Source organism: Pseudomonas sp. AC255 (genome assembly GCF_979258175.1).
On sequence record NZ_OZ409841.1, the window covers coordinates 469,473 to 495,206 of the forward strand.

General features: G+C 59.2%; 24 protein-coding genes and 2 pseudogenes. 12 read left to right on the top strand and 14 right to left on the bottom strand.

Translation table 11 applies throughout. The features are described from left to right. Nucleotide 1 precedes the first annotated feature (1 nt). Nucleotides 2-3,114: pseudogene (locus tag ACZZ0K_RS02320) on the bottom strand (multidrug efflux RND transporter permease subunit). Continuing rightward, complete coding sequence (locus ACZZ0K_RS02325) at nucleotides 3,111-4,271, bottom strand: efflux RND transporter periplasmic adaptor subunit (RefSeq protein ID WP_258707176.1); 1,161 nt, start codon at nucleotides 4,269-4,271, stop codon at nucleotides 3,111-3,113. Before ACZZ0K_RS02325 ends, ACZZ0K_RS02320 begins: the two are co-directional and overlap by 4 nt. A gap of 406 nt (nucleotides 4,272-4,677) precedes the next feature. On the opposite strand from ACZZ0K_RS02325, the gene ACZZ0K_RS02330 reads away from it, so the two are divergent. Next, complete coding sequence (locus tag ACZZ0K_RS02330; protein WP_016773292.1) at nucleotides 4,678-4,917, top strand: hypothetical protein; 240 nt, start codon at nucleotides 4,678-4,680, stop codon at nucleotides 4,915-4,917. Nucleotides 4,918-5,052: 135 nt separating this feature from the next. On the opposite strand, the gene ACZZ0K_RS02335 is transcribed toward ACZZ0K_RS02330, so the two are convergent. From ACZZ0K_RS02335 to norR, 5 genes are all read right to left on the bottom strand, one after another. Beyond that, complete coding sequence (locus tag ACZZ0K_RS02335) at nucleotides 5,053-5,802, bottom strand: YkgJ family cysteine cluster protein (protein WP_056790195.1); 750 nt, start codon at nucleotides 5,800-5,802, stop codon at nucleotides 5,053-5,055. An 83-nt stretch (nucleotides 5,803-5,885) separates the two neighbouring features. Beyond that, nucleotides 5,886-6,212 (bottom strand): hypothetical protein, encoded by a 327-nt coding sequence (locus tag ACZZ0K_RS02340; protein ID WP_056790191.1) that lies wholly within the window; start codon nucleotides 6,210-6,212, stop codon nucleotides 5,886-5,888. Nucleotides 6,213-6,356: 144 nt separating this feature from the next. Further along, nucleotides 6,357-6,839 (bottom strand): GNAT family N-acetyltransferase, encoded by a 483-nt coding sequence (locus ACZZ0K_RS02345; protein WP_258707174.1) that lies wholly within the window; start codon nucleotides 6,837-6,839, stop codon nucleotides 6,357-6,359. Between the two features lie 3 nt (nucleotides 6,840-6,842). After that, on the bottom strand, nucleotides 6,843-7,745 hold the full coding sequence (locus tag ACZZ0K_RS02350) for a chemotaxis protein CheV (protein ID WP_016773296.1): 903 nt from the start codon (nucleotides 7,743-7,745) through the stop codon (nucleotides 6,843-6,845). Between the two features lie 578 nt (nucleotides 7,746-8,323). Beyond that, complete coding sequence (gene norR / locus ACZZ0K_RS02355; protein ID WP_150741853.1) at nucleotides 8,324-9,886, bottom strand: nitric oxide reductase transcriptional regulator NorR; 1,563 nt, start codon at nucleotides 9,884-9,886, stop codon at nucleotides 8,324-8,326. A 163-nt stretch (nucleotides 9,887-10,049) separates the two neighbouring features. Here norR and hmpA point away from each other — a divergent pair, with 163 nt between their 5' ends. Together hmpA and ACZZ0K_RS02365 are read left to right on the top strand one after the other, a co-directional pair. Then, entirely contained in the window at nucleotides 10,050-11,231 is a 1,182-nt protein-coding gene (gene hmpA, locus ACZZ0K_RS02360; RefSeq protein WP_258707173.1) for an NO-inducible flavohemoprotein, read from the top strand. Between the two features lie 222 nt (nucleotides 11,232-11,453). After that, entirely contained in the window at nucleotides 11,454-11,963 is a 510-nt protein-coding gene (locus ACZZ0K_RS02365) for a disulfide bond formation protein B (protein ID WP_041479949.1), read from the top strand. 141 nt (nucleotides 11,964-12,104) lie between these two features. On the opposite strand, the gene ACZZ0K_RS02370 is transcribed toward ACZZ0K_RS02365, so the two are convergent. Beyond that, nucleotides 12,105-12,440 carry a hypothetical protein gene (locus ACZZ0K_RS02370; protein WP_258707172.1) on the bottom strand — a complete coding sequence of 112 codons (336 nt, stop codon included), beginning with the start codon at nucleotides 12,438-12,440 and terminating at the stop codon, nucleotides 12,105-12,107. Between the two features lie 350 nt (nucleotides 12,441-12,790). Here ACZZ0K_RS02370 and cyoA point away from each other — a divergent pair, with 350 nt between their 5' ends. From cyoA to ACZZ0K_RS02410, 8 genes are all read left to right on the top strand, one after another. After that, nucleotides 12,791-13,732 (top strand): ubiquinol oxidase subunit II, encoded by a 942-nt coding sequence (gene cyoA / locus ACZZ0K_RS02375; RefSeq protein WP_024014231.1) that lies wholly within the window; start codon nucleotides 12,791-12,793, stop codon nucleotides 13,730-13,732. A gap of 3 nt (nucleotides 13,733-13,735) precedes the next feature. Next, entirely contained in the window at nucleotides 13,736-15,766 is a 2,031-nt protein-coding gene (gene cyoB, locus ACZZ0K_RS02380) for a cytochrome o ubiquinol oxidase subunit I (RefSeq protein WP_041479948.1), read from the top strand. Between the two features lie 3 nt (nucleotides 15,767-15,769). Then, nucleotides 15,770-16,393 carry a cytochrome o ubiquinol oxidase subunit III gene (gene cyoC / locus ACZZ0K_RS02385; protein WP_024014230.1) on the top strand — a complete coding sequence of 208 codons (624 nt, stop codon included), beginning with the start codon at nucleotides 15,770-15,772 and terminating at the stop codon, nucleotides 16,391-16,393. After that, nucleotides 16,393-16,728 carry a cytochrome o ubiquinol oxidase subunit IV gene (gene cyoD / locus ACZZ0K_RS02390; protein ID WP_011335842.1) on the top strand — a complete coding sequence of 112 codons (336 nt, stop codon included), beginning with the start codon at nucleotides 16,393-16,395 and terminating at the stop codon, nucleotides 16,726-16,728. Before cyoC ends, cyoD begins: the two co-directional genes overlap by 1 nt. A 10-nt stretch (nucleotides 16,729-16,738) precedes the next feature. Continuing rightward, entirely contained in the window at nucleotides 16,739-17,626 is an 888-nt protein-coding gene (gene cyoE / locus ACZZ0K_RS02395) for a heme o synthase (RefSeq protein WP_016773305.1), read from the top strand. A 115-nt stretch (nucleotides 17,627-17,741) separates the two neighbouring features. After that, entirely contained in the window at nucleotides 17,742-18,086 is a 345-nt protein-coding gene (locus ACZZ0K_RS02400) for a toxin (protein WP_258707171.1), read from the top strand. Then, a complete protein-coding gene (locus tag ACZZ0K_RS02405) occupies nucleotides 18,083-18,397 on the top strand; it encodes a helix-turn-helix domain-containing protein (protein ID WP_041479944.1) in 315 nt (104 codons plus the stop codon). The genes ACZZ0K_RS02400 and ACZZ0K_RS02405 overlap by 4 nt, the downstream gene beginning before the upstream one ends. 186 nt (nucleotides 18,398-18,583) lie before the next feature. Further along, a complete protein-coding gene (locus ACZZ0K_RS02410; RefSeq protein WP_016773306.1) occupies nucleotides 18,584-19,075 on the top strand; it encodes a RidA family protein in 492 nt (163 codons plus the stop codon). Nucleotides 19,076-19,330: 255 nt separating this feature from the next. On the opposite strand, the gene ACZZ0K_RS02415 is transcribed toward ACZZ0K_RS02410, so the two are convergent. Together ACZZ0K_RS02415 and ACZZ0K_RS02420 are read right to left on the bottom strand one after the other, a co-directional pair. Then, a complete protein-coding gene (locus ACZZ0K_RS02415; RefSeq protein ID WP_258707170.1) occupies nucleotides 19,331-20,032 on the bottom strand; it encodes a hypothetical protein in 702 nt (233 codons plus the stop codon). A 163-nt stretch (nucleotides 20,033-20,195) separates the two neighbouring features. Next, nucleotides 20,196-21,092: pseudogene (locus tag ACZZ0K_RS02420) on the bottom strand (LysR family transcriptional regulator); the annotation flags it as partial. 102 nt (nucleotides 21,093-21,194) lie between these two features. Here ACZZ0K_RS02420 and ACZZ0K_RS02425 point away from each other — a divergent pair. After that, nucleotides 21,195-22,367: an aspartate aminotransferase family protein gene (locus ACZZ0K_RS02425; protein ID WP_258707169.1), complete on the top strand. Its 1,173-nt coding sequence runs from the start codon at nucleotides 21,195-21,197 to the stop codon at nucleotides 22,365-22,367. 123 nt (nucleotides 22,368-22,490) lie between these two features. Here the strand turns inward: ACZZ0K_RS02425 and ACZZ0K_RS02430 are convergent, their stop codons facing one another. From ACZZ0K_RS02430 to ACZZ0K_RS02445, 4 genes are all read right to left on the bottom strand, one after another. Beyond that, nucleotides 22,491-24,410 carry an alkaline phosphatase D family protein gene (locus ACZZ0K_RS02430; RefSeq protein WP_258707168.1) on the bottom strand — a complete coding sequence of 640 codons (1,920 nt, stop codon included), beginning with the start codon at nucleotides 24,408-24,410 and terminating at the stop codon, nucleotides 22,491-22,493. Nucleotides 24,411-24,481: 71 nt separating this feature from the next. Further along, a complete protein-coding gene (locus ACZZ0K_RS02435; RefSeq protein ID WP_463558944.1) occupies nucleotides 24,482-24,913 on the bottom strand; it encodes a hypothetical protein in 432 nt (143 codons plus the stop codon). Further along, nucleotides 24,873-25,214 carry a hypothetical protein gene (locus ACZZ0K_RS02440; RefSeq protein ID WP_463558945.1) on the bottom strand — a complete coding sequence of 114 codons (342 nt, stop codon included), beginning with the start codon at nucleotides 25,212-25,214 and terminating at the stop codon, nucleotides 24,873-24,875. The genes ACZZ0K_RS02435 and ACZZ0K_RS02440 overlap by 41 nt, the downstream gene beginning before the upstream one ends. A 100-nt stretch (nucleotides 25,215-25,314) precedes the next feature. After that, nucleotides 25,315-25,680: a hypothetical protein gene (locus ACZZ0K_RS02445; RefSeq protein WP_258707166.1), complete on the bottom strand. Its 366-nt coding sequence runs from the start codon at nucleotides 25,678-25,680 to the stop codon at nucleotides 25,315-25,317. Nucleotides 25,681-25,734 lie beyond the last annotated feature (54 nt).

Genomic DNA, 25,734 nt, shown 5'->3' on the forward strand with positions numbered 1-25,734 from the left:
CTCAGTCTGTGGTCGCCAGTGCCGTTGCGGGCGTTGCGGCTGGTGGGTGTGAGTGCCGGTGAAACAGCCGCTCGAGCCATAAGTATATGACCGGCGTGGTGAACAGCGTCAGCATCTGGCTGACCAGCAAACCGCCGACCACGGCAATGCCCAACGGCTGGCGCAATTCGGCGCCGGTGCCGTAGCCGAGCATCAGCGGCAACGCACCGAGCAGGGCGGCGAGGGTGGTCATGATGATCGGCCGGAACCGGGTGATGCACGCTTCGAAAATCGCCTCCTGCGGCGGCAGACCGCGCTGGCGCTGCGCCTCGAGCGCGAAGTCGATCATCAGGATGCCGTTCTTCTTGACGATACCGATCAGCAGCACCAGACCGATCAACGCCATGATCGAAAAGTCCTGGCCGCAGATCCACAGCATGATCACCGCACCCAAACCTGCAGCCGGCAGCGTCGAGATGATCGTCAGAGGGTGCACGAAGCTTTCATAAAGCACGCCGAGAATGATGTACACCGCCACCAGCGCCGCCAGAATCAGCCACGGCTGGCTGGCCAGCGAACTCTGGAACGCCTGCGCCGCGCCCTGGAAATTGCCGCTGATCGCGGTGGGCATGCCGATCTCGGCCTTGGCCTGATTGAGCTGAATCACCGCATCGCCCAATGCCACGCCGGGGGCGAGGTTGAATGACATATTGGCGGCGGGGAACATGCCGTCATGGGCAATCGACAGCGGGCCGATGGTCGGCGCGTCGAATCGGGCCAGCGCCGAGAGCGGCACCATTTCCCCACTGAGTGGTGAGCGCAGGTAAAAATAGTTGAGGCTTTCGGCCTTGCCGCGTTGTTTGGTATCCAGTTCCAGAATCACGTTGTACTGATTGACCTGAGTCTGGAATTCATTGATCTGCCGTTGGCCGAACGCATCGTACAGCGCCTCGTCGACATCGCTTGCCGTCAGGCCGAAACGCGCCGCTGCGCTGCGATCGATGCTGATGTGGGTGATGCTGCCGCCCAGTTGCAGATCGTTGGAAATGTCGCGAAACGCCGGGTTGCTGCGCAGTTTCTCGGTCAGGCGCTGGGTCCAGGTGGCGAGGGTCGCGCCGTCGTTGCTCTTGAGTACGTATTGGTACTGCGCACGGCTAGGGCCGGAGCTGAGGTTGATGTCCTGCCCGGCGCGCAAATAAAGGACGATGCCGGGCACTTTCATCAGTTGCGGGCGGATGCGATCGATGAACTGGCTGGCGCTGACATCGCGATCGCCACGTTTTTTCAGGGCGATCCAGAAGCGCCCGTTGGCGATGGTCTGGTTGCTGCCGGAAACCCCGACCGAGTGCGAGAACGCCTGCACCGCCGGATCGGCTGCAACGATTTCGGCCATCGCCAAGTGTTTTTTCACCATGTCGCCGTAGGAGATATCCGCAGCGGCTTCGGTGGTGCCGAGGACAAATCCGGTGTCCTGCACCGGAAAGAAACCCTTGGGAATAAAGATGTAACCGGCAACAGCCAGCGCCAAAGATAAGCCGAACACACCAATCATCAATTTCTGATGATCGAGGGCGCGGCGCAGGCCTTTTTCGTACCAGCCGAGCAAGCGCTCGCTGAAACCCGGTTTGGCGCTGGCGTGATGCACCGGTTTGCGCATGTACAGTGCAGCAAGGGTTGGCGCCAGCGTCAGCGACACCACCACCGAAATCATGATGGTCGATGTCGCAGTCAAGGCGAATTCCTTGAACAATCTTCCGACCACACCGCCCATGAACAACAGCGGAATAAACGCCGCCACCAGCGAGAAACTGATCGAAACGACGGTGAAGCTAATCTCGCCGGCTCCCTTGATCGCCGCCTCGCGCATATCGTCACCGGCCTCGAGATGGCGATGAATGTTTTCCACCACCACGATCGCATCGTCCACAACGAAGCCGACCGCGACGACGATCGCCACCAGCGTCAGGTTGTTCAGGCTGAAGCCGAGGACGTACATCAGGGCGAAACTGGCGATCAGCGAGACACCGAGTACCGCCGAGACAATCAGCGTCGCCGACAACTGGCGCAGGAACAGCGCCATGACCGCGACCACCAGCAGGATCGCGATCAGCAAAGTGATTTCCACCTCATGCAGCGAGGCGCGAATGGTCTGCGTGCGGTCGATCAGGGTTTTCACCTGCACCGAGGCCGGCAGCATCGCTTCGAGGCCGGGCAGGGCGGCCTGAATGCGATCAACGGTCTCGACAATGTTGGCGCCGGGCTGGCGGAAAATCACCAGATTCACACCAGGTCGATCTCCGGCCCAGGCCTGCACGTAGGCATCTTCCGCACCGTTGACGACTTTGGCGACATCGCGCAGGTGAACCGGGGCGCCATCCTTGTAGGAAACGATGAGCTCGCTGTAGTCCTCAGGGTGGAACAACTGGTCGTTGGTCGACAGCGTCGAGATGCTCGATTCGCCGTACAACGCACCTTTGGCCAGGTTGAGGCTGGTCTGCTGAATCGCCAGCCGAATGTCGGCCAGCGTCAGGCCAATCGCCGCGAGTTTGTCCGCCGAGGCTTGCACTCGGATCGCGGGGCGTTGCTGACCGGTGATGTTGATCTGGCCGACGCCGTCGATCTGGCTGATCTGACGCGAGAGCAGGGTTTCCACCAGGTCGCTGAGTTCGGTGCCGGGCATTTGCGTCGAGCTGACGCTGAGGATCAGCACCGGGCTATCGGCCGGGTTGACCTTTTCCATGTGGGCAGCGTCGGCATGTCTTTGGGCAACTTGCCGGCGGCGGTATTGATCGCCGCCTGCACTTCCTGGGCGGCGGTGTCGATGCTTTTGTCGAGAGTGAACTGCAAGGTCAGCAGGGTTGAGCCCAGCGCGCTGCTCGAGGTCATCTGGGTCATGCCGGGGATGGCGCTGAATTGCACCTCCAGCGGCGTCGCCACCGAGGAAGCCATGGTGTCGGGGCTGGCGCCGGGCAACTGTGCAGAGACCTGGATCGTAGGAAATTCCGCTTCCGGCAGTGGCGCAATCGGCAAACGCGGAAAGGCAATTACGCCGACCAGTACCAGAGCGAACGTCAGCAAAATCGTCGCTACCGGGTGATCGATGCACCAGGTCGAGATGCCCTTGTGCGAGTTCATGGCTTGGGCTCCCCCTGCACCACTTGCGGCGGCTCGCTCATGATTTGCACGCTCGCCCCGGGCTTGAGCCGCGACTGGCCGTCGGTCACCAGTACGTCACCAGCGTTGACGCCTTTGATGATGTCCTGACCGCTGCCCTGATAAACCATTTGCACCGGCACTGCCTCGACCTTGTCGTCCTTCACGCGGTAAACGAAGTGTTGTTCGAGGCCACGCTGTACGACGGTGGGCGGAACCACCAGCGCATCTTTATCCACAGCCGTCTGGATTTTTACCGTCACCAGCAAACCCGGCCAGAGCTTCTGGCTGGCATTGGCGAACTCGGCCTTGGCGCGGATGGTGCCGGTGTTGGCGTTGATCTGATTGTCGATCAGGGTCAGCTGACCTTCGCCGAGCAGATTGCCGGTTTCGCCATCAGTATCGGCTCCGATGTACGCCTTGACCGGTGCGCGTTGCGGATCGCTGATAAGGCTCTGCAGGGTCGGCAGCATCTGCTGCGGCAGGGAGAACTCGACGGCGATCGGGTCGATCTGCGTGACGGTGAACAGGCCCTGGGTGTCGGTCATGCGCAGGAAGTTGCCTTCATCGACCGTACGAATACCGACGCGCCCGGTGACCGGCGAGCGAATCTGCGTGTAGGACAGCTGCACCTGCGCCGCATCGATCGAGGCCTGATTGCCTTGTGCCGTGGCTTTGAGCTGGTTGACCAGCGCTTGCTGCTGGTCGAAGGTCTGCTTCGACACGCCGTCGTCGACGCTGAGCAGTTTGTAGCGCTTGAGATTGACCAGCGCTACCTGCAACTGCGCCTGACTCTCGCCCAACTGCGCCCGGGCCTGGTCGAGGTTGGCGCGGATCGAGCGGTCGTCAATGGTGGCGAGCAGGTCGCCTGCTTTGACCCGTTGGCCTTCCTTGACCAGAATTTTCGTCAGAATGCCGTCGATCTGCGGGCGCACCACCACGCTGTGCAGCGAGAGCACCGAGCCGATGCCGCTGGTGTAGCGCGGCACGTCTTTGGCGCTGACCGTCACCACCCGCACCGGGATGGCAGTCGGTGTAGCCAGTTTGGCCGGCGCCGGTTTCAGCGTGAACCACAGGCCGGCGGCTGCGAGCAGAATGAGGAGAGTGGCCAGCAGGATTTTGTTTTTCTGGATGGACATGCGCGGCGCCGAAGTCTGGAGTTTGGGCAGATTGACCAGTTATAGACCGGTCAGGCGGTCGGCAGGGTGACGGCTGGCTGTCAGGATTGTCAGTTTCGTTTGTATAGATGGGGAGTAGCAGTGTGCGGCGATGGTCTTGTGTTGGATTCGCCCCTCACCCCAGCCCTCTCCCCAAGGAGAGGGAGCCGATTTGTGGGCTTTTCGAACCTGAGTTCGACTCGGTATCCCATGTCGGCGAACCTCGAGTAAACACCTCGGTCTGTCCCCTCCCCAGGGCGAGGGTTACGGTGAGGGGAAACCATTCAGCGCACCGTGCAAATCTTCAGATGCCGAGCCACAGCGCACAGGTATACTGCGCGCCTTTGCGGCTCACTGATCGGGCCGACTTTATGTTCCCGGAGCTTTTATGACTTCCCCGACCCAACCGCCGGTTGACGACGCTGTGAGCGACGTCCCGGCTGAAGTGGCTGATGCCAGCGAAACCAAGGCCGAGATCCCGGCGTTCAAGTTCCCGTTCAAGCCGGGCGAGCTGGCTTCGGCGAAAGGCTCGAATCAGCCGTGGTACAAGAATGGCGCGAAGAATGGCCACACCAAAACCCCGGGCATGGCGCCGCCGGGGACGCGTCGGTCGATGGGCAAGCGCTGACATCGGAAAGTGATGGTGCTTGTGCTGGCCTCTTCGCGAGCAGGCTCGCTCCCACAGGTTTTGTGTTTGGCGCAGATCCAATGTGGGAGCGAGCCTGCTCGCGAATGCGACAGCCGCTACAGCACAAATGTCAGATCAAGCCGCGCGCAATGAAATAAACGCATAAGTCTGCGCCGGTTCCGTCACCACTTGCCCGCCCGCAGCCAGCACTTGCCCGGCCACGTCATCGCCGGACAAATGAAACAGCCATTCACTGGTTTGCGCCGCCAGCGGTTGCGCGCTCACTTGGTCGATCACTGCCGCAAAGGCATCCATGTTCGGCAAGTACGCGGTGAACCCGTCGCCCTTGAGCGCCGTGGTGCGAATTCCCAGGATTGCGCAGATCGCATCCTTGAGTTTGATCTCATCCCGATCCGCCTGACGCGAACGCTGAATCAACTCCAGCAGTTCCCGATCAACCAACTCGCCGCCCACGATCAGCTCCGGTCCCTGTTCCCAGGACTGCGGTGGGCAATCCTTGGCAGCAGGATTGAGCGGGATGTGCGGATTGATTTCCGCCGGGTAAATCCGGCACACCAGCGGGCGACGCTCGTAGATCCGGCAGCGCTTTTCGTCGTCAAGATTCCGGCAGGGGCCGACGTTGTAGGCGGCAAAGGTGATCGCCACGTGAGCATCAGTAGTGCCACTGCGGACCACCGCTGAACGGCGCTCGGCATGTTCGCGCTGTTGCGCTGGCAGGCCCAGGCCATTGCCGAGAAAAGCCTCGGCCAGCACGATCACCTGACCGCCATCCGCCGCCCACATGCGGGCTTCGGCGAGCGTCAGCGGGACATGGTGATCGGTGCAGCATTTGCCGCAACCTACGCAGGAAAACGTCGTATTCATTGAGCGATCTGTCTTCAATCAGGGTGTGAAACGGTGGCGGAAAACCACCGCACAGGGCCGGGTCGAAGCAAGTTGTGCGCCATTCACTGAGGTTTGGCGGTCGGGCGAATCGAATCCCACTCGGTGACGTACGCGGTTTTCGACTGTTTGTTGTACAGGCACAGCTCGCTGCCTTGCTGGCCTTTCATGTGTTTTTGCGGGTATTGGCCTTGCAGCAGAACGGCGGTGTAACCGACGCGGTCGTCGAATTGCGCCGGTGTGCCGACCGGTTTGACGTTTTTCAGACCGCTGGCCTTGGTGCAGCTGGCGAGTACGGTCTTGTCATAGGCAGCCCAGGCGTCGGGGCTGGAGGCATGGGCCTGGGAGGCGAGGGCGATGAGGCTGAGCAGCGCCAGGGTGATGGCTTTCATGGTTGGGGCATCCTTGGTTATGGCCAAGGTTGGAGTCTGTCGGATAGCGGAAGTTGCCAGTGCTGCCCTTCGCGAGCAGGCTCGCTCCCACAGTTTGAAATGCAATCCACCTGTGGGAGCGAGCCTGCTCGCGAAAGCGGTAGATCAGTCGGGCACAGGCTCGCGCCGAACCACAACCATCCCGACACTCTCATACAACCGCCGCGCCCGCAGGTTGTCCTCCAGAACCCGCAAATCGACAAACCCCTCGCGCCGCTGTTGAAAGACGCTGAAGGCATGCAGCAACAACGCCCGCCCAAGCCCCCGGCCCTGCATTCGCGGGTGCACCACCAGATTCTTGATATATGTGCTGGTCCAGCACTGCGCCACGCCCACCACGCCCTCGGCATCGCAGGCAATGAAACACAACGCAGGGTCGTATTCAGGGTCGCTGGCAAAGCGCCGCTGCCAATCGTCCAGTGACGGCACTCGACCGCCACCTTCCAGCTGTCCGAGCTGCATCAACTGATGCACTGCCGGCGCCAGTTCCTCGCGGTAGACGGACAGCTCAATCCCGTCCGGCCGCTGAGCATCCGGCAGAGGTCCACTCAAGTCGCGGCGCAGCAGAAAGCAAAACGTCTCGGCCAAGACTCAGTGCCCGTTGGCCGCGACGTGCTTGGCGGCTTCGATCAGACGTTGGGTCAGCTCCGGCGAGGAGAACTTGGTCAGCACCGCGTTGGCACCGGCCAGGCGAGCTTTTTCACTGTTCATCGCGCTGTCGAGCGAGGTATGCAGCAAGACGTACAAGTGAGCGAAATCCGGGGTTTCGCGCAGGGTACGGGTGAAGGCGTAGCCGTCCATTTCCGACATTTCGATGTCGGAGACGATCAGATTGATCTGCTGCGCGGTGCCTTGCAGGTCGAGCAGGCAGTCGATGGCTTCCTTGGCACTGCGCGCGGTGTGGCATTGCAGGCCGAGGTTGCGCAGGGTGTGCACCGATTGCTGCAGGGCCACCTGGCTGTCATCGACCACCAGAATGCGCGCGTTGCCGAGCACTTCAGCGTCTTCCATGGTCAGGTCGGTCGGCGCCATTTCGATCTGCGCCGGGGCGATGCTGTGGATGACTTTTTCGATATCCAGCACCTGCACCAGCGTGCCGTCCACCGAGGTCACGCCGGTGATGTAGGCGCGCGAGCCGCCGGAGCCGAAAGGTGGTGGCTTGATGTCGGTGGTCAGGCAATGGACGATCTTGCTCACCGCCTGCACATGCAGACCCTGCTTGGAACGGCTGACATCGGTGACGATCAGGCAGCCACCGTTGGGATCCTCCAGCGGCCGCTCGCCGATCGCGCGGCTGAGGTCGATCACCGACAAAGAGGCACCGCGCAGGGAGGCGATGCCTTTGACGTGCGGGTGCGACTCCGGCAGCTTGGTCAGCGGCGGGCAGGGGATGATTTCACTGACTTTCAGCAGGTTGATCGCCATCAGCTTGCCGCTGCGCAAGGTAAACAGCAGAAGCGAAAGTGAATCTGCGCGGGCTTTGGTGGAGGACATAAGAACCTTCTGTGGGGCGAGAGTGGAAATCGCCAGAAACCTTTGATGCCGTGTTATCGGCGTTAAAGGGGTGGGCTTTAGGTTAGTTGTCGGGTAGTCGGCTTGAGTTGATCGCTGTTCTCTCTATCACTGCCCCTCACCCCAGCCCTCTCCCAGAGGTAGAGGGGGCCGACGGAGGTGTCTGGCGTTTTACACCGACCTGAACGACCGAGTCGATTATGGATTCGCAAGAAATCTTTCACGTCAGTGGAATTCTTCAATATCCCCCGATCAGTCCCCTCTCCCAGAGGTAGAGGGGGCCGACGGAGGTGTCTGGCGTTTTACACCGACCTGAACGACCGAGTCGATTATGGATTCGGAAGAAATCTTTCACGTCAGTTGAGTTCTTCAATATCCCCCAATCAGTCCCCTCACCCAGTGGTAGAGGGGGCCGACGGAGGTGTCTGGCGTTTTACACCGACCTGAACGACCGAGTCGATTACGGATTCGGCAGAAATCTTTCACGTCAGTGGAATTCTTCAATATCCCCCCATCAGTCCCCTCTCCCTCTGGGAGAGGGCTAGGGTGAGGGTGTGCTTTTAGCTCTTCATGCCTAGTCGTTTGGCCATGCGCCCCAGATTCGCCCGATCCACCCCCAACTCCCGCGCCGCACTTGCCCAGTTATCCTGATGACGCTCCAGCGCTGCACCGATCAACCGCCGCTGAAACTCATCGGTGGCACTGCGCAAATCCCCGGTGATCATCGGCATCACACTGGCCAAGTCTGCATTGGCAGGCGCAACCACGTTATCCACAACCTCACGGGGCAAATCCAGATCCGCCGCGCTCAGACTCAAAATCTTCGGCCGCACTTTGCAGTTACCCAGCGCCTTCAGCGCACTGCGTCCGATCAAATGCTCCAGCTCCCGGACATTCCCCGGCCAGGTGTAGGCCAGCAGCGCTTCCTGAGCATCACTGTTCAAGCGCAGGCTGTTGAGGCCCATGCGCGAGCGGTTCTGTTCCAAAAAGAAGCCACTGAGCAGCAACACATCACGCCCACGATCGCGTAGCGCCGGCACTCGCAGCGGATACACGCTCAGACGGTGATAGAAGTCGGCGCGGTAGCGACCGCTGCGCACTTCCTCGGCCAGATCGCGATTGGTCGCTGCAATCAGACGCACATCGACCTGATGCTCCTTGTCCGAACCCAGGCGCTGCAACTGACCGCTCTGCAATACGCGCAGCAACTTGGCCTGAACTGTCAGCGACAGTTCGCCGACTTCATCAAGAAACAGCGTGCCGCCATTGGCCAGTTCGAACTTGCCACGCCGATCGCTGGTGGCGCCGGTGAAAGCGCCCCGCACGTGGCCGAACAGTTCGCTTTCCACCAGCGTGTCGGGGAGGGCGGCGCAATTGAGGCTGATGATCGGTTTGTCGGCGCGCGCGGAGGCGGCGTGGATGGCTTGGGCCACGAGCTCTTTACCGACGCCGGTTTCGCCGGTGATCAGAACGGTCAGATCACTGCCGCCGACCAGATTGATTTCTTCCACCAGACGTTTATGCGCCTTGCTCTGGCCGATCATTTCACGGTGCTGCTGGCCGCTGGCCTGACGATAGACCTCGGCGCGCTGATGCTCGTCTTCGGCGCGGGTGGCCAGACGTTCGATGCGTTCGGCGGCGTTGACCGTGGCCGAGGCGAGGCTGGCGAAGGCTTGCAGGGCGTCGAGTTCGATCGGCTCGAAACGCTCCGGGTCCAGCGCGTCGAGGGTGATCAGGCCCCAGAGTTTTTCATCGACGAATAAAGGACAGCCGAGGCAGTCGTGAACTTCAAGATGATCGTCGAGGCCATCGACCAATCCGTCATAAGGATCGGGCAGGTCGCTGTCGGCAGCGAAGCGCGTCGGCCCGGCGCCGGCCAGCAGGATTTCAAAACGCGGATGCTCGCTGACCTTGAAGCGCCGGCCGAGGGTGTCGGTACTCAAGCCATCCACCGCCAGCGGCACCAATGATTCGCCATCCAGACGCAACAACGCGGCGGCATCGCAGGGCAACAAGGCGCGCATGGCCTCGAGCAAACGCCGGTAGCGCTCACCTTCGGGCAGTTCGCGGGAGAGGTCGGCGACCAGAGGCAGCAGGGCGGTAAGCAAGGATTTGGCGGTCATGGGTATGTAGTCAAATAGACAAGGTGTAGTCGCGATGACTATACGTTCATTTGTGTCGAAATGACTACTCATGTCTCAAGCCGTTGAATTTAATGGATTAAATTGTTGGCACGAAAGCTGATATCCCTAAGCCAATCTTTCAAGAAAGCGCAGGAGTCACCTTATGCTTAGCGTCCAGGATCGTGCCATCATCAAATCCACTGTGCCTCTGCTGGAAAGCGGCGGCGAGGCGTTGATCACGCATTTCTACCGCATGATGCTCTCCGAATACCCGCAGGTGCGCCCGCTGTTCAACCAGGCGCATCAGGCCAGTGGCGATCAGCCGCGTGCCTTGGCCAACGGTGTGCTGATGTACGCCCGACACATCGATCAGCTCGACCAGTTGGGCGATCTGGTAGCCAAGATCATCAACAAGCACGTCGCTCTGCAGATTCTGCCGGAGCATTACCCGATCGTCGGCAGCTGCCTGCTGCGCGCCATTTCCGAAGTGCTCGGCGAAGAGATCGCCACACCTGAGGTGATGAGTGCCTGGGGCGCTGCGTACGGGCAACTGGCCGACATCCTGATCGGCGCGGAAACCGCAATCTATGACCAGAAGGAACAAGCCGTCGGCGGCTGGCGCGGTGCGCGGGAATTCATCGTTGCGGCTAAAGTGCAAGAGAGCGCCGAAATTACCTCGTTCTACTTCGAACCGGCAGACAAAGGGCCGATTCTTGCGGCCGAACCGGGTCAGTACATCGGCATGAAGCTGATGCTCGACGGCGAAGAAATCCGTCGCAACTATTCGCTGTCGGCACTGGCCAACAATGGTCAGTACCGCATCAGCGTCAAGCGTGAACCGAACGGTCGCGCGTCAAACTACCTGCATGATCAACTGCACGTCGGCGCGAGCATCCAACTGTTCCCGCCGTCGGGCGAATTCACCCTGGCGGCCAGTGACAAGCCGCTGGTGCTGATCAGCGGCGGCGTCGGCATCACCCCGACGCTGGCGATGCTGGAAGCAGCGCTGGCCACCGAACGTCCGGTGCACTTTATCCACTGCGCGCGCAACGGCAGCGTCCACGCGTTCCGCGACTGGGTCGATGGGCTGGCGGCGCGTCATCCGCAACTCAAACGCTACTATTGCTACGCCGAAGAAGATGGGGTCAGCCCGGCGGCGGACAAGGTTGGCCTGCTCAACGAAGAACTGCTCGGCCAGTGGCTGCCGGTACAGCGCGATGTCGATGCGTACTTCCTCGGACCGAAAGGGTTCATGGGCGCGATCAAACGGCACCTGAAAGCGTTGGGCGTGCCGGAGAAGCAGAGCCGTTACGAGTTCTTCGGGCCGGCTGCTGCTCTGGAGTGATCCGAGACCGAGTTGTCTCGTTCGCGAGCAGGCTCGCTCCCACAGGAATTGCGTGCGACGCAGATCCATTGTGGGAGCGAGCCTGCTCGCGAATCTTCTGCGCGCCGCAAAGCCATGTTGGTTAATCATTCCTTAACCGCTCTATCGTTTATTGCCCCGGTGTAGACTTGCGACAATTTCAGCCGCCGGCCGGCTGGACCATGGACTTACAAAGGAAAGGCAATGAGCGAGGAAACGATGCGGTTGGGGCGTGAGCGGCGCTATCTGGTGTTGCTGGGGATCATCTGCCTGGCGTTGATCGGCGGCGCACTTTACATGCAGGTCGTGCTCGGCGAAGCACCTTGCCCACTGTGCATTCTGCAGCGCTATGCACTGTTGCTGATTGCAGTGTTCGCCTTCATCGGTGCGGGCATGCGCAGCCGTCGCAGCATCACCGTGTTCGAGACACTGGTAGTGATCTGTGCGATCGCCGGGGCCGGTGTGGCCGGGCATCACGTCTATACGCAGTTCTATCCGGCGGTGAGTTGTGGCGTCGATGTGCTGCAACCGATTGTCGATGATCTGCCGTTGGCGAAAATTTTCCCGCTGGGCTTCCAGGTCGACGGTTTCTGCTCGACGCCGTATCCGCCGATCCTCGGCCTGTCGCTGGCACAGTGGGCGCTGGTGGCGTTCGTGCTGGTGGTGATTCTGGTGCCGTTGCTGACCTCGCGTAATCGAAAAGCGCTGCGCTGAGTCAACTTCTCGGCAGAGCGGCCGATAAACAAAACGCCCCGATTTTCGCTGATGAAAATCGGGGCGTTTTGCATTTCAGAGCGTTTGTGAAAACACCGTGACGAACGGCAATGAAGCGTGCGGCAAATGTGCGACATGTTGTCACACAGGGGCTGTCGCAGGGGCTCGGGATGCGGCGGATTGGCCGCCTGTTACATAAAAACATTGGCCAGTTTTAGTGTTTTCGGGCTTGAGCACGGACGTACCAGAGCAGGCAGTTTTAACAGGCGCCGGCAGATGGGCGAAGCCCTTGGAACATCGGGCTTTGCGCCGCTCCAGCGTTTGTAGATCGGGTGCAGAGCTGTCTGATTTGAGGCGGTTACGCTGGCAGATTTTGCCGTTTTTATTGAGAAACGCTTTCGATAACTTGCGCAACTTTTGCAAAAATGGCGATGGATTGTTGCTCTGAGTGATAAAAATTATTTCGGGATAAGACATGGTGTATAGGGCGCTACCTATCTACAATCGCCCGCACTGAATTCCCGACGCTGTTCAGCCTTTATCAAGGAACTGATCAGGAGGTCGGGTGTCGAGCGAGCCGCGAGGCTTTCGAGACACCCTGGTGTCGGTGCCTTTCCAATTTTCCGCACCAAATGGAATTGGTCTGTAACAAGGCCTTTGACCACGAATTCGAATAAGAACTGAACGCTGTCCCAAGGTTTTGTCGAGCGTGAGACGCGCGACGGGCGGCCCTTATTCAATCCAAAGAAAATGCCAACCCTTGGCAGGGTGAAGTGTTGGCGATCAAAACCCAACTGCATTGCGCAAGCTGCTTTAGAGGTCGTGAGATGAGTAAAAACAGGTACCCCAGATTACTAGGCCTAGTGCCGCTGCTCGGCACGTTGTTGCTGGGAGGCTGCAACATGACCTTGCTCAATCCAACGGGCCAGGTCGGCCTGGAACAGCGCAACCTGATCATCACCGCCACGCTGCTGATGCTGTTGGTCGTCGTGCCGGTCATCGTCATGACCTTCCTGTTTGCCTGGAAGTACCGCGCTTCGAACAAGAACGCCGTCTACACGCCGAAGTGGTCGCACTCGACCAAGATCGAAGTGGCCGTATGGACCATCCCGGTGCTGATCATCATCGCCCTGGGCTACATCACTTACATCTCGACTCACGAGCTGGACCCGTATCGTCCGATCGAGTCTGACGTCAAGCCTGTGACCATCGAAGTCGTCGCGCTGGACTGGAAGTGGCTGTTCATCTACCCGGAACAAGGCATTGCCACGGTCAACAAGATCGTGTTCCCGGCGCACACGCCAATCAACTTCAAGATCACCTCCGACGCCGTGATGAACTCGTTCTTCATCCCGGGCCTGGGCGGCCAGATCTACGCGATGGCGGGCATGCAGACCAAGCTGCACCTGATCGCTGACCGCAACGCTGAAATGGACGGTATCTCCGCCAACTACAGCGGTGCCGGTTTCACCGGTATGAAATTCAAGGCTATCTCCACCACTCAGGAAGATTTCGACGCCTGGGTAAGTGAAGTCAAGAAGTCGCCTAAACAGCTTGATCAGGCTGAATACGCGGCCCTGGCCAAACCGAGCCAGAACAACCCAGTCGAACTCTACTCGTCGGTCACGCCGAACCAGTTCCAGATCATCGTCGACAAGTACGAAGGTATGAAGCCGGGCAAGCCGCTGAAGCACGAGAAGAAAGAGAAAGAAGTGGCGGCCACGGATATTGACGCGGGTTCGCATTCAGCTGCCGGGGCAGAGGAGTAAACGATGTTTGGTAAATTAAGTTGGGAAGCAGTCCCATTCCACGAGCCGATCGTGATGGTGACCATCGCCATGATCGCCCTCGGTGGTCTGGCGCTGTTCGCTGCGATCACTTACTTCAAGAAGTGGACGTACCTGTGGACCGAGTGGCTGACTTCGGTCGACCACAAGAAAATCGGCGTGATGTACATCATCGTCGCCATGGTCATGCTGCTGCGCGGCTTTGCCGACGCGATCATGATGCGTACCCAGCTGGCCATGGCCACCGAGGGTTCGCCTGGCTACCTGCCACCTGAACACTATGACCAGATCTTCACCGCTCACGGTGTGATCATGATCATCTTCATGGCGATGCCATTCTTCACCGGCCTGATGAACCTTGCAGTGCCGCTGCAGATCGGCGCGCGTGACGTTGCGTTCCCGTTCCTGAACTCCCTGAGCTTCTGGCTGCTGGTGTCCGGCGTTGTGCTGATCAACCTGTCCCTGGGCGTCGGCGAGTTCGCCAAGACCGGTTGGGTTGCGTATCCGCCGCTGTCGGGTCTGCAATACAGTCCTGGCGTGGGTATGGATTACTACATCTGGGCGCTACAGCTATCCGGATTGGGTACGACGTTAACCGGGGTCAACTTCCTCGCGACCGTACTGAAAATGCGTACCCCTGGCATGAAACTGATGGACATGCCGATCTTCACCTGGACCTGCACCTGGGCAAACGTTCTGATCGTGGCTTCGTTCCCGATCCTGACCGCTACCCTGGCACTGCTGACCCTTGACCGTTACATGGATTTCCACATTTTCACCAATGAACTTGGTGGCAATCCAATGATGTACGTCAACCTGTTCTGGGCCTGGGGCCACCCTGAGGTTTACATCCTGATCCTGCCGGCATTCGGCATCTTCTCGGAAGTGATCTCGGCGTTCACCGGCAAGAAACTGTTCGGCCACCACTCGATGATCTACGCCTCGGGCGCGATCTCGGTACTGGGCTTCATGGTCTGGCTGCACCACTTCTTCACCATGGGTTCGGGTGCGAGCGTCAACGCCTTCTTCGGTCTGGCGACGATGCTGATTTCCATCCCGACGGGTGTGAAGCTGTTCAACTGGCTGTTCACCATCTACCAGGGCCGTCTGCGCTTCACCAGCCAGGTAATGTGGACTCTGGGCTTCATGGTGACCTTCGCCATCGGCGGCATGACCGGCGTACTGCTGGCCATCCCGGGTGCTGACTTCGTGCTGCACAACAGCCTGTTCGTGATCGCGCACTTCCACAACGTGATCATCGGCGGTGCGGTATTCGGTTACATCGCTGGCTTCGCGTTCTACTTCCCGAAAGCGTTCGGCTTCAAGCTGCACGAAGGCTGGGGTAAAGCAGCGTTCTGGTTTTGGATCTCGGGCTTCTTCGTCGCGTTCATGCCGCTCTATGCACTGGGCTTCATGGGCATGACCCGTCGTCTGAACGCCACCACCAACCCTGAGTGGGTACCGTACCTGTACGTTGCCATGTTCGGTGCGGTGATGATTGCTGTGGGTATCGCCTGCCAACTGATCCAGCTGTACGTCAGTGTGCGCGACCGCAACAAGCCAGAGAACGTTTGCGATCACGGTGACCCGTGGAATGCACACACCCTGGAATGGTCGACCTCGTCGCCACCACCGTTCTACAACTTCGCTGTGCTGCCTAAGGCTGACTGCATCGACCCGTTCACCGAAGCCAAGGAAAACGGTACTGCGTACCAGCGTCCGGCCAAGTACGAGCCGATCCACATGCCGAACAACACCGCCACTGGCGTGGTGATGGGCGCGCTGTTGACCGTCTTCGGTTTCGCGATGATCTGGCACATCTGGTGGCTGGCGATCGCGAGCCTGGTGGGCACCGTCGTTTACTTCGTGATCCACGCTGCACGTGACGACCAGGGCTATATGGTTCCGGTTGAAACGATCGAGCGTATCGAAGCCGAGCAGCACAAGCGTCTGGTCGCGGCAGGGAAAATCCCGGCCAATGCCACCCGTGTTGAAACCTCGTTGGAACAGGCTTAAACCATGTCGAACTTAGTGACCAATGTTGGACACGCCCATGGTGACCATGGGCACGATGACCATCACCACGACTCGGGCGAGATGACCGTATACGGTTTCTGGCTCTACCTGATGACCGACTGCATTCTGTTTGCGTCGATCTTCGCGGTATACGCAGTACTGGTAAACAACGTTGCCGGTGGCCCGTCGGGCCACGAGATCTTCGAACTGCCTTACGTGCTGGGCGAAACCGCTCTGCTGTTGTTCAGTTCGATCACCTACGGCTTCGCCATGCTGGCGTTGTACAAGGGCAAGAAGCAGGCGGTCCTGGGCTGGTTGTTCATGACCTTCCTGCTCGGCGCGGGCTTCATCGCCATGGAGATCAACGAGTTCCACCTGCTGATCTCCGAGGGCTTCGGTCCTAGCCGTTCGGGCTTCCTGTCGGCGTTCTTCACCCTGGTCGGTACCCACGGTCTGCACGTTTCGGCCGGTCTGATCTGGATGGGCATCATGATGTATCAGGTCAACAAGCATGGCCTGACGTCGACCAACAAGACCCGTCTGAGCTGCCTGAGCCTGTTCTGGCACTTCCTGGACGTGGTCTGGATCTGCGTCTTCACCGTTGTTTACCTGATGGGGACTCTGTAATGGCTAATGCACACTCCCATGACAGCCACGATGCTGGCCACGGCAGCGTCAAGTCGTACGCCATCGGCTTCATCCTGTCGGTAATCCTGACCGTCATTCCGTTCGGTCTGGTGATGTACCCGACCCTGCCGAAGTCGACGACGCTGGCAATCGTTCTGCTGTTCGCAGTGATCCAGGTGATCGTTCACCTGTATTACTTCCTGCACCTGGACCGTTCCATTGCACAGCGTAACAACGTGATCGCGTTCGTCTTCACGGCGATTGTGATCGTGCTGCTGGTTGGCCTGTCGCTGTGGATCATGTTCAGCATCCACACGTACATGATGGCGAAGTGAGGTAGACCCGATGTCGCTCAAGCACTTTATCCAAATCACCAAACCGGGGATCATTTTCGGTAACGTGCTTTCTGTGGCAGGCGGGTTCTTCCTGGCCTCGAAAGGGCATGTCGATCTGGCGGTGTTTCTGGCCGCCATGATCGGTACTTCCCTGGTCGTGGCCTCCGGTTGCGTGTTCAACAACTGCATCGACCGCGACATCGACCTGAAGATGGAACGCACCAAGAACCGTGTGCTGGTCCAGGGCCTGATCTCCCTGAAACTGGCCCTGGTTTACGCGACCATTCTGGGTGTTCTCGGCGTTGCCTTGTTGTACAAGGTAGCCAACCCGTTGGCTGCCTTGTTCGCAGTAATCGGCTTCATCATCTACGTTGGCTTCTACAGCCTGTACCTCAAGCGCAAGTCGGTTCACGGCACGCTGGTGGGCAGTCTGTCGGGCGCCATGCCGCCAGTGATCGGTTACGTTGCCGTGACCAACAGCTTCGACATGGCCGCACTGACCCTGCTGGTGATGTTCAGCCTGTGGCAGATGCCGCATTCCTACGCCATCGCGATTTTCCGTTTCAATGATTACCTGGCCGCATCGATTCCGGTGCTGCCAGTGAAACGCGGCATTCAAGTGGCGAAGAAGCACATCCTGCTCTACATCCTGGCGTTCCTAGTGGCGACCTTGATGCTGACCTTCAGCGGCTACGCCGGCATGAGCTACCTCGCCGTCGCCGCCGCCATGGGCATGTACTGGCTGTACATGGCCTGGACCGGCTACAAGGCAGTTGATGACACCGTCTGGGCACGCAAGCTGTTCGTGTTCTCGATCTTCACCATCACTGCGTTGAGCGTCATGATGTCCCTGGACTTCAAGGTGCCGACAGAGCTGTTGCTGACGTACGCGCCGTAAGGTCTGCAAGCTTCAGGAAAAACCCCGCACGTTGAGAGATGTGCGGGGTTTTTTGTTTATTCGAGCAGCGATTTGTTGATAGGCTGTCTATAGTCAAGCTGCTTATAGTTTGGCTATGCGAACAATCTTTTTTGAAACAACGATATTTACCAAAAGCGTTGGCCGCTATCTGACGGACGACGAATATCGAACATTGCAGAACTACCTTCAGAGCAATCCGCTTGCGGGCGATGTAATGCCTCGAACGGGTGGCTTCCGTAAGCTGCGCTGGGCTGATTCTCGCCGTGGCAAGGGAAGACGAGGCGGCTTGCGGGTTCTCTACTATTGGCTTATGAATGATGGTCAGTTCTGGCTGTTCGCCATTTACGACAAAGATGAGCTTGAGAAGCTGACTGCCGAGCAAGAGAGGGCACTCAGGACAGCCATTGATAAAGAGTTGAAAAAACGAGGTACCCCATGAAAAAACGCGACCTGTTTGCAGAGTTAATGCAGGGCGTTGATGAGATGGCGGCTCAACGCGAGGGCAAGATCACACTGCGCAATACAGTGCTTGAGGACAAGCCTGTACCTGAAGTGGGCGCACAGGAAATTGTGGCTCTTCGAGAAAAACTGCATATGTCTCAAGCTGTTTTTGCCAGTCGAATCAGGACAAGTCCAAACACCCTTCGAAATTGGGAGCAGGAAAAGTCGAAGCCCAATGCTCAAGCAGCATTATTGATACGACTGGTTGAAAAATTTCCAGATATGGTTGAGCGCTTGAACACTGTTTGAGCGCCGCTGAAGACCAGCTTGTGGTCCGGGGCATCCGAAAGGTTTAGGGCCTTTTGTTCCATCTACGCTGGTTGCACAACTTAGACAAACGCCATAGATTTGGATCCAGCCCCGACAGTAGTAGCTCCAAGCCATCTCCGGTGCTCGACTGTTTTAACCCGTGCATTGATCAAAAGGCTGGGCGCAATGACCGAACGGATGACCTGCGATGAGCGTTTTATCGCCCTGGCCGAAGAACTCAACTACGACATCTATGGCGAGAACACCGCCGGTGGCAATTACGCGCCGCTGATCCGTCATCACGACGAGCTGTACATCAGCGGGATGGTGCCGCGGGTCAATGGCAAGATTCTCTATCCCGGTCGCGTGGGGCTGGAATTGAACCTCAAGGATGCGCAAGCCGCGGCGAGCATCAGCGCCATGCGTTGCCTGGCGCTGATTGTCGATGCGGTGGGTTCGCTGGACAAGATTCGCGCGTTGTTGCGGGTCACGGTGTATGTGAAGTCGACTGCTGACTTTGTCGACCTGAGCGAAGTGGCCAACGGCGCTTCGGATGTGTTCAGCCATGTGCTGGGCGATGCCGGGCGGCATACACGTACGACCATCGGCGTGTATCAGTTGCCGAAGAATGCGGCGATTGAAGTGGACATGATTGCGGCGTTGCATCCGTCGGCTTGAGGGGGTAGCGGTTTGCCCTCACCCTAACCCTCTCCCGGAGGGAGAGGGGACTGACTGAGGGGCTTTCAAGATATACGCCGACCTGAAATACCGAGCCGAACTCAGGTTTGAAAATCACACAAGTCGGCTCCCTCTCCCTCGGGAGAGGGCTGGGGTGAGGGGCGACGATTTTCGCCTCCTCACGAATCACAAGCCGGACAACAAAAAGCCCCGCCTGAATCTCAGCGCGGGGCTTTTTTGCAAGTGCTTGGCAGATTACTGCGCCGCGATGCTGTACCCGTCAAACGCCGTCTGCTGCTGCAGCGCGGTGATGATGTTCTTGCGGTTCACCGCCTGTTCGGTACCGGCGTTATCGACGAAGGTTTCGCTTTCCAGCTCGGCTTCATCGCCTTCACCCACGAAAGTGAAACCGAGGAATTCCAGTGCCTCACGATCTACGTTCAGACGCGAACGCGGGGTGCGCATTGGCAGGGTCACGCTGGCGCCGTCCTTGCTGATGGTGAAGATTTCCACTTCTTTCTTCTTCGCAGCTTTGCTCTTGCCGCCGCTCGGATTGCTGATCGCCTGATGGGTCTGATTCAACAACTTCAGCGCCAGGCCATAAACGATTTCCTGGAATGCCGGATCGTCCTTGAAGCTGGACAGAATGCGTCCGATCGAGAACTTGCTGCTCAGGTCTTCCAGCGCGGCAATGTCGGCTGCCTCGGCGTCTTTCAGGCGCTTGAGTTCGCCCATCAGCTCGTACGCCTTGTCGTCATCAAAACTGTCATGCGCCTGACGGATCGCCGCACGCAATTCGCGGATCTGGTCGCTCTCGCGGGTCGACTGGAACGCGTCGAGGACCATCTCGCTGATGATTTTGGCTTGTGGCAGGTGTTGTGAAAGATTGATGGAGTTTTCGTATTCCGCTTTGGACGACTGGGTGACTACGGATTCAGCGGTGTTGAAATCGGACATTGAAATTTCACTACTTTTTAACTTGAGTTGAGGCGAGAAAGCACGAGGTCTTTTTCAGGCCGACTAATTTAGGGGAGCGGGGCGGCGTTGTCACGGAGCAACGGTCTGGTGGTCGGGATTTTTCCCGGCGTGCGTTATTTTCCGAGCATGGCGTCAGCGGGTTTCCCCACGTACGCATCGCAAACTCGACAAAGCGTCTCAGCTTCGGCAGTCGATAGCGATCCTGCGCATACAACAGATGCATCGGCCTGCTCGGCGGTTGGTAGTCCGTCATTACCCTGACCAGTTTACCGTCGCGCAGATCCTGCTCCACCAGCGCGTCGGGCAGCATCATGATGCCCATGCCGTTGCGCGCTGCCTGGTGCAAACCGGCGGAGCTGTTGATCAACATCGGCCCGCTGACGTCGACGAGGACTTCACCTTCCGGGCCGCTCAGACGCCAGCGTTTTTCCACCGATTGCCAGTCATCCCCAGCCGGGTAGGCGAAGGACAGGCAATCGTGTTGCTGCAAATCCTGTGGCGTGTGCGGCATGCCGCGCCGCGCGATGTAATCAGGGGAGGCGCAGACCGTCAGGGTGTAGTCGATCAAGGGTCGGGCGATCAGGTTGGATTGGTCGAAATTGCCCAGGCGGAATGCGACATCGAGGCCGTTCTCCAGCAGATCCGGACGGCTGTTGGTCAGCACCACGTCGAGCTTCACTTGCGGATACAGCAAGGAATATTCGCTGAGCGCCGGGGTCAGTCGTTCGACGCCGAAGGTCAGTGGCGCGGTGATACGAAGCAAACCGCGCGGCTCGTCCGACGCTTGTTCGGCCAGGCGTTCGGAGTCGGCCACTAGGCCGAGCACTTCCAGGCAGCGCTGATAATAGACGCTGCCGAATTCGGTCAGGCGCTGGCGGCGCGTGGTGCGTTGCAGCAGTTGCACGCCGAGCCGTTGCTCAAGCGCGCGCAGATGGTTGCCCACCATCGTCGTCGACATTTCGCACTTCGCAGCGGCGGCCGTCATGCTCCCGGTTTCGACCACTTTGATGTACACGCCCATCGACTGAAACAAATCCATTATCAAGCTCGGTTTTTAAATGATTGAAGTTTTTCCGGGTTTATCCAGCTCAGGTGGCTAACCATACTGCAAAAACACCGACCTGCAATGGAGTTTCACGTCATGACCGCCGCCCTGATGAACACCTACCAACCACTGGCCCTGAGTTTCACTAAGGGCCTGGGCACGCGCCTGTGGGATCAGGCGGGGCGCGAATATCTGGACGCTGTTGCCGGTGTGGCAGTGACCAATGTCGGCCACTCGCATCCGCGCATTGTCTCGGCGATCAGCGAGCAGGCGGGATTGCTGCTGCACACCTCCAACCTGTACAGCATCGATTGGCAACAACAACTGGCCAAACGGCTGACGGTGTTGTCGGGCATGCAGCGCGCGTTCTTCAACAACTCCGGCGCCGAAGCGAACGAAACGGCGCTGAAACTGGCGCGTCTGTACGGCTGGCGCAAAGGCATCGAGCAGCCGCTGGTGGTGGTCATGGCCAACGCGTTTCATGGCCGCACCCTCGGCACGCTGTCTGCCAGCGATGGCCCGGCGGTGCGCCTGGGCTTCAACGAACTGCCGGGGGATTTCGTCAAAGTGCCGTTCGGCGATCTCCCGGCGCTGGAGCAAATACAGCGCAAACACGGCGCGCGCATCGTGGCGATTCTGGTCGAACCGATCCAGGGCGAAAGCGGCGTACAAGTCGCACCTCCGGGTTATCTCAAGGCCCTGCGCGACCTGTGCAATCGCCACGCGTGGCTGCTGATGCTCGATGAAATCCAGACCGGCATCGGCCGCACCGGGCAGTGGTTCGCCTTTCAACACGAAGGCATCGTGCCCGACGTCATGACCCTCGCCAAAGGCTTGGGCAATGGCGTGCCGATCGGCGCCTGCTTGGCCCGCGGCCGCGCGGCCGACCTGTTCACCCCGGGCAGCCATGGCAGCACTTTCGGTGGCAATCCGCTGGCCTGCCGGGTCGGCTGCACGGTGCTGGACATCATCGAAGAACAAGGCCTGCTGGCGAATGCGCGGGTGCAGGGCGCACGGCTGCTGGAACGCTTGCGCGCCGAATTGGCAGACAACCCGAACGTGCTGGCAATCCGGGGGCAGGGCCTCATGATCGGTATCGAACTGAAACAACCGGTGCGCGACCTGACGCTGATCGCTGCGCGGGATCACGGCTTGTTGATCAACGTGACTCGTGGCAAGACCATCAGGTTGCTCCCTCCGCTGACGATTGATGAGCGCGAGGTGGGGATGATTGTCAGAGGGGTTGGGCGGGCTCTGGCCGCACATTGATTGGTCTGCGCAAAACCCTGTGGGAGCGAGCCTGCTCGCGAAAGCGGTCGACTATTCACAGTAGGTGTCGACTGAAATTGCGCCTTCGCGAGCAGGCTCGCTCCCACAGATCAGCGCATGGCTTTAGTCCGGCGCATTTGCAAACTCCGGCGCCAGCATCCTCGTCTTCTCCGCCCCATTCGAGTTGTGCTGAACAATCTCGCTCGGCTGCCCCTGTTCATTGAAAAACACCTGTCCGATCCCCGCCGAATTCCACAACCGTTCCCCGGCCTCGGCATGTTCCGGCGTATACGGGACGATGCGCATCAGGCGGCGTTTGGTGAACCAGTTCAACGGTGAGCGTGGTGAGTAGAGCCAGCGGTTGAGGCGGTCGAACCATTCCAGCAGGGTCGGTGGGAATTCGTTCTTGATGCCGCTGCTGGTGATCTGCCAGATCCGTGGGCCGGCCTTGCGGTGGCGGATCAGGACTTCGTAGACGAAGGAATAATGCACATCGCCGGACAGCACCACGTAGTTCCCCGGTGTGCGCGAGTGTCGGAAAATGTTCAGTATCACCTGCGCCGCGCCGCGATGGGCCATCCAGTTTTCCGCGTCGACCAGCAGTGGATAACCGCACCAGCTGAACACCTTCTGCACGGTTTCAATCAGCTTCACGCCAAAGATCGGCGCCGGCGACACGATGATTGCCGAAGGGTGATCGAGCAGTTCCTGTTGCAGTTCGCTCAAGGCTTCCCAGTCGAGCAGGCCCGACGGTTGCTTGAGGGCCATCTCGCTGCGCCAGCGCCGGGTGCGCGTGTCGATCACCACCAGCGCCGGACTGCTCGGCAGCACGAAATGCCACTGCTGAAAACGCAGCAGCTGATCAATCAGATCATCCTGCACCGGCATGTCCAGATAGCCGTCATCACCGCTGGCGCTCAGTTGTGCGGTCTGCTCCAGCATTCCTTTGAAAGCGTCCGGATTGTTGCCCCAGCCCTGACACAACAGATAAGCAATCAGCGCGTTGCCGATAATGCGCTTGGAAAACGGATGGCCGTAGGCGGTTTCCTCCCACTGCGCAGAAAGATTCCAGTCATCGGTGATGTCGTGGTCATCGAAAATCATCAGGCTCGGCAGATGCGCCAGCGCCCGCGCGACGTTGCCCAGGCCCGTCTTGAAGGCATCAATGCGCGTCTGCTCGAGGTTGTAGCGCTTGCGGCGTTCCGGCGTCAGCGTCGGCGCGCTCGGATTGATCAGCGACCACGGCGTCGGCGACCACACCAGCATGTACATGGCCATGACTTCGGCGAACGTCACGAGGTGATTGTCGGCACTGCTGCTGGTGAAAATCGGCTTACGCGCGCCACCGAAAAATCGCTCGCGCAAGGTCTCGTTGCTCTCTAGCGCCGGTAACAAATCCGCACGGTGGTAGTAGCTTGCCGGGTGTTGGTAGAGCTTGGCGCTGTCGCTGACCACGGCACCGTCAAGGTGCTCATCGAACAGACCCAGACGCTCGATCAAGGCATGAATCGCCCGCAGCATCGGCCCGGCAACATCGTCGGCATAGACCTGATCACCACTCATCATCAGCAGCGCCGGACGGTGTTGCGCATCGGCTTCGTCGGCCAGCAATTGATCGACGCAGAGCAAACCATCGGTTGCCGGATGATGCGGCTTGCGGCAGGAGCCGTGGAGCAATTGGTCGATCCGCGAACGCACGACGAGGTTCGCACAGGTAGCGCCGGGGTAAAGCAGATGAGGCGCCCACTCAGCCATACCGATGGCGTCATCGATCAGCAGGTCGTAAGCGATAAACGTGTCGCAGGGCAGGGCGCTTTCAAGTTGAACGTCTATCAGATGCACGAACGCATGACGGCCTACGGCAATGACCGTGCATTTCTCTGAGTCGAGCGGAATATCTCCTACACCTTGCAGGCGCAAGGTCAGCGCCAGTTCACGCGAGCCCACCAGCCACAGCACCACGCGCGTCGGCTCCAGCCGCCGCAGCAGCGGGCCGGCCAGGACAGGAGGCAGAGAGATCAGGTCATCAGGTGTTGAAAACATTGAGGGCAAGGTTCAAGGCGCACAGGCCGGCGATGATAGCGCAGCCGGCGCCTTGATCCCTTAAATCAGCCTTAAGAGTCGGCTTTTTGCAGTTTCAGCGCCAGCAAACGCCATTCCCCAGCCGTCGCATCAACCCGTGGCAATTCCTGCACGGAGCAATCGAAACGGTAGGTGATATCGTCGCCATTCATGTTGCGCGCAGTGACGCTGTTGCTGAAGCTGTAGACCTGATCCTTGTAGCGATGACTGACCAGCGCTTTGCTGTCAGCAAAACGCGCCGAAGCGGGATAACGCAGGGTGCTGGTGACAAATGGGCTGCACATGACATACGCGATCATCGACTTGTCGGCCTGTGCGTCGCCGCGCAACTTCTTGTTCAGCGCGGCGAGGGCCATGCGACCCTCGTAGTCGCTTTGATTCAGCACGGTCTGTACCGCCATTGATTTCGGCGCCCGGCTGACGTTATTCGGCAACAGTGCGGAGTCCGGGGGAAGGCTTGTCATCCGCTTCGATGGCAGCAAAAACCGGCGCATCTTTCAGTTCGGTGGCGGGCGTGACTGCCTCGGCTTCAGGCAGTACAGAGGTCGACTCGACGACTGGCGTGTTTTGCGCCTGCGCCTCGTGATCGAACGACGAAGGAAACAGCGAAAAGGTGATCGACAACATCACCAGCCCGACAATGAACCCACCCGCCGCGCCAACGATGTTGCCGTAGAAAGTATTCCAGCTGCCGCGGTTCTTCACCACCCAGCGCCACATGAAACCCCAGACAGCGACGAACGCCAGAAAACGCAAAAACTCCATTTGATCCTTTCCTTACCTTTCAACAATCCAAGCGCGGCGCGAGACGATCAGCAAGCCCCGACGATGCGCGGCAAGATAGCAAAATAGACGCGCCGTCCGGCTACGGTTGCGGAAAATAATTCGCCGCCAGAAAAATCAACGTGACCATGCCGGCGGCAACGCCACAGACCCCCGCGAGCAGTTGACGTACAACCGGATGCGCCGGCTGTCGACGCTTGGCGATCCACAACCACACACCCGCCAGAACGCCCGCGCTGGTCATGAACACCACCAGGCTGTTATGCAGTCCCGGCGCTGCCATGGTGGTGCCGAACAGCCCGTCATAAAGCAGTGTGAAGACAATGCCCGCCACCACAGCGCTGCCCGCTCCGGCAAGGTTTGCCAACAACAGATTCCAGTGCCCGCGCTGGCGCACCACCCAGAACCACATTGCCGCCATGACCACTAAACACAACACAGCATCCATCGGATTTCTTTCCTTGCCACGAGACAGAGGCGACAACTTGGTCGCCCGTTGAGA